Source organism: Kitasatospora sp. NPDC091257 (assembly GCF_044757675.1).
In the GTDB taxonomy this organism is placed as follows: domain Bacteria; phylum Actinomycetota; class Actinomycetes; order Streptomycetales; family Streptomycetaceae; genus Kitasatospora; species Kitasatospora lactacystinica.
Map to the genome: position 1 here is coordinate 1 of NZ_JBIVVI010000366.1, position 7,316 is coordinate 7,316.

The window sequence follows — 7,316 nt, forward strand, 5'->3', positions numbered from 1 at the left end:
GATGCCTACCCTCCTCAGCGCGAGTCGCTGCCCGCCGACTCGATGGCGGCGCGGCCGGCCTCCAGGCGCGCCACCGGGATCCGGAAGGGGGAGCAGGAGACGTAGTCCAGCCCCACCTCGTGGAAGAAGTGGACCGAGTCCGGGTCGCCGCCGTGCTCGCCGCAGACGCCGAGCTTGAGGTCGGGGCGGGTGGCCCGGCCGGCCTCGACGGCGTGCTTGACCAGCGAGCCGACGCCGTCGCGGTCGATGGTCTCGAACGGGGAGACCCCGAAGATGCCCTTCTCCAGGTAGGCGGTGAAGAACGAGGCCTCCACGTCGTCCCGGGAGAAGCCCCAGACCGTCTGGGTCAGGTCGTTGGTGCCGAAGGAGAAGAACTCGGCGGCCTCGGCGATCTGCCCGGCGGTCACCGCGGCGCGCGGCAGCTCGATCATGGTGCCGAGCTTGATGTCCAGCTGGACTCCGGTGGACCGGGCGACCTCGGCGAGCACCCGCTCGCACTCGTCGCGGACCAGCTCCAGCTCCTGGACGGTGCCGACCAGCGGGATCATCACCTCGGGACGCGGGTCCGCCCCGGCCAGCTTGCGCTCGGCGGCGGCCTCGGCGATGGCCCGGACCTGCATGCCGAACAGGCCGGGGATGACCAGGCCGAGGCGCACACCGCGCAGGCCGAGCATCGGGTTCTGCTCGTGCAGCTTGTGCACCGCCTGGAGCAGGCGCAGGTCGTTCTCGTTCGGGTCCTTGCGGGCCTCGGCGAGGGCGACGCGCACCGACAGCTCGGTGATGTCCGGGAGGAACTCGTGCAGCGGCGGGTCGAGCAGGCGGACGGTGACGGGCAGGCCGTCCATCGCCTGGAAGAGCTCCAGGAAGTCGCCCTTCTGCAGCGGCAGCAGGGTGGAGAGCGCGGCCTCGCGGTCCTTGTCGTTGTCCGCCAGGATCAGGTGCTCGACCTCCTTGCGGCGCTCCTCACCGAGGAACATGTGCTCGGTGCGGCACAGGCCGATGCCCTGGGCGCCGTAGCGGCGGGCGCGCGAGCCGTCCTCGGCGTTGTCGGCGTTGGCGCGCACCGCGAGGCGGCGGCGGCCGTCGGCGTGGGACATCAGCCGGTGCACGGCCTGGACCAGACCGCCCTGGACGTCGGCGCCGGCGTGCAGGGTGCCCTCGAAGTACTCCACCACCGCGGAGGGGAGCACGGGTACCTCGCCGAGGTAGACCTTGCCGGTCGCGCCGTCGATCGAGACGACGTCGCCCTCCTCCAGCACCAGGCCGTCGGCGGTGGTCATCCGGCGGCGCTTGGTGTCGACCTCCAGCTCCTCGGCGCCGCAGACACAGGTCTTGCCCATGCCGCGGGCGACGACGGCGGCGTGCGAGGTCTTGCCGCCGCGCGAGGTGAGGATGCCCTCGGCGGCGATCATGCCGTCCAGGTCGTCCGGGTTGGTCTCGCGGCGGACCAGGATGACCTTCTCGCCGGAGCGGGACCACTTGACGGCGGTGTACGAGTCGAAGACGACCTTGCCGATCGCGGCGCCGGGCGAGGCGGCCAGGCCCCTGGCGATCTGCTGCGACTCGGAGTCGGGGGCGAAGCGGGGGAACATCAGCTGCGAGAGCTGGCCGCCGGTGACCCGCATCAGGGCCTCGTCCAGGTCGATCAGACCCTGGTCGACCAGCTGGACGGCGATCCGGAAGGCGGCCGCGGCGGTGCGCTTGCCCACGCGGGTCTGCAGCATCCAGAGCTTGCCGCGCTCGATGGTGAACTCGATGTCGCAGAGGTCGCGGTAGTGGTTCTCGAGCTTCTGCATGATCGCCATCAGCTCGTCGTACGACTTCTTGTCGAGCTTCTCCAGCTCGGAAAGCGGCAGGGTGTTGCGGATGCCGGCGACGACGTCCTCGCCCTGGGCGTTGGACAGGTAGTCGCCGTAGACGCCCTGGGTACCGGTGGAGGGGTCGCGGGTGAAGGCGACGCCGGTGCCGGAGTCCTCGCCGAGGTTGCCGAAGACCATGCTGCAGACGTTGACCGCGGTGCCCAGGTCGTTCGGGATGCGCTCCTGGCGGCGGTACAGCCGGGCGCGGTCGCCGTTCCAGGAGTGGAAGACGGCGTGGATCGCGAGGTCCATCTGCTCGCGCGGGTCCTGCGGGAAGGCCCGGCCGGTCTCGCGCTCGACGATGCCCTTGAACACCTCGACCAGGCCCCGGAGGTCGGCGGCGTCCAGGTCCAGGTCGTTGACGGTGCCCTTGGCGTGCTTGGCCTCGTCCAGGGCCTCCTCGAACAGCTCGCCGTCGACGCCCAGCACGGTCTTGCCGAACATCTGGACCAGGCGGCGGTAGGAGTCCCAGGCGAAGCGCTCGTTGCCGGACTGGGCGACGAGGCCGGCCACCGAGACGTCGGAGAGGCCGATGTTGAGGACGGTGTCCATCATGCCGGGCATGGAGAACTTCGCGCCGGAGCGCACCGAGACCAGGAGGGGGTTGTCGGCCTGGCCGAGCTTCTTGCCCATCCGCTCTTCGAGGGCGTCCAGGTGGGCGCTGATCTCCTCGTGCAGGGAGGACGGCTCGCTGCCGGTCTCCAGGAAGACCTTGCAGGCCTCGGTGGTGATGGTGAACCCCGGAGGGACGGGGAGGCCCAGGTTGGTCATCTCGGCCAGGTTCGCGCCCTTGCCGCCGAGAAGGTCCTTGAGGTCCTTGTTTCCTTCGGTGAAGGAGTAAACAAACTTCTGCTGGGACGGCACGGGTCGGTCTCCTCGTACGCGGTTGCCCTGACGCCGGAGAACATACCCATTTCGAAGGCACTTCTCTGCCCTGAATAGGCCACCCGAGGCTGGTACCCAGCGGTAACCCGCTAGATCGAAAGCACATAAAGGCGTTCACCTCTGTTGGTGAAATCGTCCGCCTGACGCGAGCAAGCGTTCAACTCTTGAACACAAGCAAACCCGAAGATCGTACGATCCGGACGCACGGTAGCGACCGCGGGTCGATGGCGTTGCCCCGGCTTGATTTCCTGCACCCGAATCGCCCGATCACCGGCCGACCGACTTCGGGAAGCGATTCACAGCCGACCTGTCCATTTCGTCCACTGACCGGCCGTCAGCCCCCACCGCGTGTGGCAAGCGTCACCAGCGCATCTCACGGGTCGAACGTAGAGCGACTCCGCCGATCGTCGCACACCGTCCAGAAATGTGCTCTCTCCGTGACATTCGGACGACGAAAAGGAGCCCTCTTGTCCAGGATGGACAAGAGGGCTGCGACCTAGTGGCAGTCGGCCCCATGGGGCCATTTTTGCCGGTCCGTACAGATCATCCGCCAGAGGTGTCCGATTCGGCGTCCACGCCCGGTCGGGCGCAGTCATACGGATCGTCCAACCAGCCCTCCGGCAGGACCACCCGGTTGTTGCCGCTGGTCCGTCCGCGCGGGCCGTCCGCACCGTCCGGCCAGCCCTGGGACTGCTCCACCTGGGAGAGGGTTTCGGCCAGTTCGGCCAACGAGGAGGAGCCGGCCAGCTTCACCCGCAGCTCCGAGCCGACCGAGAAGCCCTTGGTGTACCAGGCGACGTGCTTGCGGAAGTCGATCACGCCGCGCGCCTCGTCGCCCAGCCACTCGCCGAGCAGTTGCGCGTGCCGCACCATCGCCGCGGCCACGTAGCCGAAGTCGGGGCGGGCGTAGTCCACGTCGCCCTCGAAGATCGCGACCAGGTCCCTGAACAGCCACGGCCGGCCCAGGCAGCCGCGGCCCACCACCACGCCGTCGCAGCCGGTCTCGCGCATCATCCGCAGCGCGTCGTCGGCCGACCAGATGTCGCCGTTGCCCAGCACCGGGATGTGCGCCGGGACGGACTCGCGCAGCCGGGCGATCGCCGACCAGTCGGCCGTCCCGCCGTAGTGCTGGGCGGCGGTGCGCCCGTGCAGGGCGATCGCCGCCACGCCCTCCTCCGCGCCGATCCGGCCGGCGTCCAGGTAGGTGAGGTGGTCGTCGTCGATGCCCTTGCGCATCTTCATGGTCACCGGCAGGTCGCCGGCGTTGGCGACGGCCTCGCGCAGGATCTCGCGCAGCAGGTTGCGCTTGTACGGCAGCGCCGAGCCGCCGCCCTTGCGGGTGACCTTGGGGACGGGGCAGCCGAAGTTGAGGTCGATGTGGTCGGCCAGGCCCTCGTCGGAGATCATCCGGGCGGCCTTGCCGACGGTCACCGGGTCCACCCCGTACAGCTGGATGGAGCGCGGCTTCTCGCTCGGGTCGAACGTGATCAGCTGCATGGTCTTGGCGTTGCGCTCGACCAGCGCCCGGGTGGTGATCATCTCCGAGACGTACAGGCCCCGGCCGCCGCTCTGCTCACGGCACAGGGTGCGGAACGGCGCGTTGGTGATGCCGGCCATCGGCGCCAGCACGACGGGCGGCCACACCCGGATCGGGCCGATGTCGAGCGGCGCGAACTCGGTGTCGGACGCGGTGGGTGCGGGCGTGGCTGTCATGCGCGGCTGACCTCGGGTGATGGGGACGGGACTCTCCATTGTCCCCCACCCGTCCGCCGCCCGGGTGAGCGGCCGCCACCCGCTCCGAGGCGCTCCCGCTACGGAGCCGACGGCGGCACCGACGGCGCCGCGGACTGCGCGGGCTCCGCCGGGTCCGCCGGGTCCGCCGGTTCCGCGGGCTCCGGCGGCTCCGAGCTCGCCGGGACGACGGTGATCGACCCGGAGGTGACCGCGGCGTGCAGCCGGTTCGGACTCGACGAGTCCACCAGCCCCGTGTCGATCCGGCCGTTGCCGCTGCCGATCTCACTGGAGACCGCGTACCGGCTGCCCCTCGGCAGGGCCAGCTCCACCGAGCCGGAGGTGGCCGTGGCGTCCACCTCGCGCGGGGCCTTCGCGAAGCCCAGCTGCACCGAACCCGAGCCGACCCGCGCCGTCACCCGCCGGGTGCTCAGGTTGGTGCCCCGCACCTGACCGGAGGTGGCGTGCGCGGACACGTTCCCGGAGGTGTCGAACAGCACCAGCTGGCCGGAGGTCAGCTCCATCCGCACGTCCCCGCTCAGCCCCTCCACCTGGACGGAGCCGGAGCCCACCGAGCCGGACACCTCGGTCGCCGCCGGCACCTCCAGTTCGATCTCGGCGCCGCAGCCGACGTCCACGAACGGCAGGACCAGCCGACAGTGCATCCCGACCGTCAGCACGTCGCCGTCGAAGACGGTGGACACCACCGGTTTGCGCACCAGCCAGTCCAGGCTCTGCCGGACCACCACGTGGCCCTCCCGGCCGGCCCGCACCCTGACCGAGGCGTTGCCGGTCTCCAACTGGAGCCGGTGGATCGCCACGTCGTACGGTCGGCTGGTGCTGGTCCGCTGCTGCACCGCCATCGACCAGGTCTGCAGTCCGGCCCCCAGCATGACCAGCACGATCACGACCGTCCCGGTGACCCGCCAACCTTTCGTCCCCTTCACCGCTACCCGACCTCCAGGAAGCGCAGCACCGCCATCACCCGGCGGTGGCTGTCCGCGACCGGCGGCAGGTCGAGCTTGGTGAAGATCGAGTTGATGTGCTTGGCCACCGCACTGTCGCTGACCACCAGCGAGCCCGCGATCGCGGCGTTGGAACGGCCCTCCGCCATCAGGGCGAGCACGTCGCGCTCGCGCGGGGTCAGCTTCTCCAGCGGGTCCCGGTGGCGGCGCACCAGCAGCTGGGCGACCACCTCCGGGTCCAGCGCGGTGCCGCCCTCGGCGACCCGCTGGAGCGCGTCCACGAAGTCGTCGACATTGGCCACCCGCTGCTTGAGCAGGTAGCCGACGCCGCTGGTGTTGGTCGCCAGCAGGTCCGCGGCGTAGCGCTCCTCCACGAACTGGGAGAGCAGCAGGACGGCGGTGTCCGGCCACTGCCGGCGGATCACCATCGCCGCCTTCACCCCCTCGTCGCTGAAGCCCGGGGGCATCCGGACGTCGGCCACCACCACCTTCGGGCGGTGCTCCTCGACGGCGGCCAGCAGTTCGGTGGCGTCCCCGACGGCGGCCACGACCTCGAAGCCCACCGCCTCCAGGACCTTGACCAGGCCGACCCTCAGCAGGACCGAGTCCTCGGCGATCACAGCACGCACGGCAACTCCACGGTGATGGTGGTGGGGCCCCCGAGGGGGCTGAGAACGGACAGCGTGCCGTCGACCGAGGCGGCGCGCTTGCGCAGCCCGGTGAGCCCGGTGCCGCGCGAGGGGTCCGCGCCGCCGACGCCGTCGTCGCTGATGACCAGCCGCAGCCGGCCGCCGGCCGTCCGCACCGAGAGGTCGACCCGGTGGGCCCTGGCGTGCTTGGCCACGTTGGTGAGCGCCTCGGAGACGGTGAAGTAGGCGACCGCCTCCACGGTCGGGGCGACCTGCTCGGAGAGTGCCACGTCCAGGCGCACCGGCAGCGGGGCGCGGGCGGCGATGCCGGACAGCGCCGCGTCCAGGCCGCGGTCCTCCAGGACGGCCGGGTGCAGGCCGCGGACCAGGTCGCGCAGCTCGTCGATGGCCGCCTGGGCCTCCTCGTGCGCGTCGACGATCACCTGCATCACCTCGGGCGGCACGTCCTTGAGGGTGCGCCGGGCCAGGCCCAGGTTCATCGCGAGGGAGGTGAGCCGCTGCTGGGCGCCGTCGTGCAGGTCCCGCTCGATGCGGCGGCGCTCGGCGTCCACCGCGTCGACCAGCCCGGCCCGGCTCTCGGCGATCTCCTCGACCCGCCGCTCCAGCGCCTCCGCCCGGTCCGGGCCGAGCAGCCGCCGGGCCACCCACACCTCCAGCCGGGCCAGCTGGGTGCCCGCCGGCGGGAGGACCGCCAGCAGCAGCAACCCACCGAGGGTGACCAGGACGTCCTCCCCGGCCAGGCCGGAGCGCACCGCCGTGCCGGCGGGCAGCAGCCACATCCAGCCGTACACGGTGGCCAGCACCACGGCGGCCGCCCAGGCGTACAGCACCGCCAACGCACCCGCCGCCAGCAGCGGACCGGCCACCAGGTGGTGGAGGGCCTGGCGCCAGGTCATCCCCAGCAGCCAGGCCTGACGCCCCGTCGGCGGGCGCAGCGGCGGCACCTCCACCCCGTGCAGGGCGCGCAGCCGGCCGCGTTGGAGGGCGGTCAGCGGGCGGGCGCAGAGCAGGACGGCGGCGAGCACCGGGAAGAGCAGCGTCGACTCGGTGACGGCCAGCCAGACCGGCAGCGCCATGGGTATTCCGGCGGCGGTGAAGCGGACGTCCCGCCAGACCTCGGGCGACCACGGTGGGCGCCGGAGGCTCCTGACGAGCGCTCGGCGCAACGTGGTGGAGGACATGCCGAACAGCGTAGGGCCCGATGATCACGGGCCGCCATGAAGGGG

General features: G+C 71.4%; 5 protein-coding genes. All 5 read right to left on the reverse strand.

Features of this window, described 5'->3' with window-relative positions:
- Positions 1-14 precede the first annotated feature (14 nt).
- Entirely contained in the window at positions 15-2,723 is a 2,709-nt protein-coding gene (ppdK, locus tag ACIQOV_RS18480; RefSeq protein WP_401049659.1) for a pyruvate, phosphate dikinase, read from the reverse strand.
- Between the two features lie 564 nt (positions 2,724-3,287).
- Entirely contained in the window at positions 3,288-4,457 is a 1,170-nt protein-coding gene (dusB, locus tag ACIQOV_RS18485; protein WP_401049661.1) for a tRNA dihydrouridine synthase DusB, read from the reverse strand.
- Positions 4,458-4,555: 98 nt separating this feature from the next.
- Positions 4,556-5,422, reverse strand: coding sequence for a DUF4097 family beta strand repeat-containing protein (locus ACIQOV_RS18490; protein WP_401049662.1), 867 nt, complete (start codon positions 5,420-5,422; stop codon positions 4,556-4,558).
- A gap of 2 nt (positions 5,423-5,424) precedes the next feature.
- Positions 5,425-6,069 (reverse strand): response regulator transcription factor, encoded by a 645-nt coding sequence (locus ACIQOV_RS18495; RefSeq protein ID WP_359902950.1) that lies wholly within the window; start codon positions 6,067-6,069, stop codon positions 5,425-5,427.
- The gene (locus ACIQOV_RS18500; RefSeq protein WP_401049665.1) at positions 6,057-7,271 is read right to left on the reverse strand and encodes a histidine kinase; all 1,215 of its coding nucleotides are present in this window, start codon (positions 7,269-7,271) and stop codon (positions 6,057-6,059) included. Before ACIQOV_RS18500 ends, ACIQOV_RS18495 begins: the two co-directional genes overlap by 13 nt.
- Between the last annotated feature and the right edge of the window lie 45 nt (positions 7,272-7,316).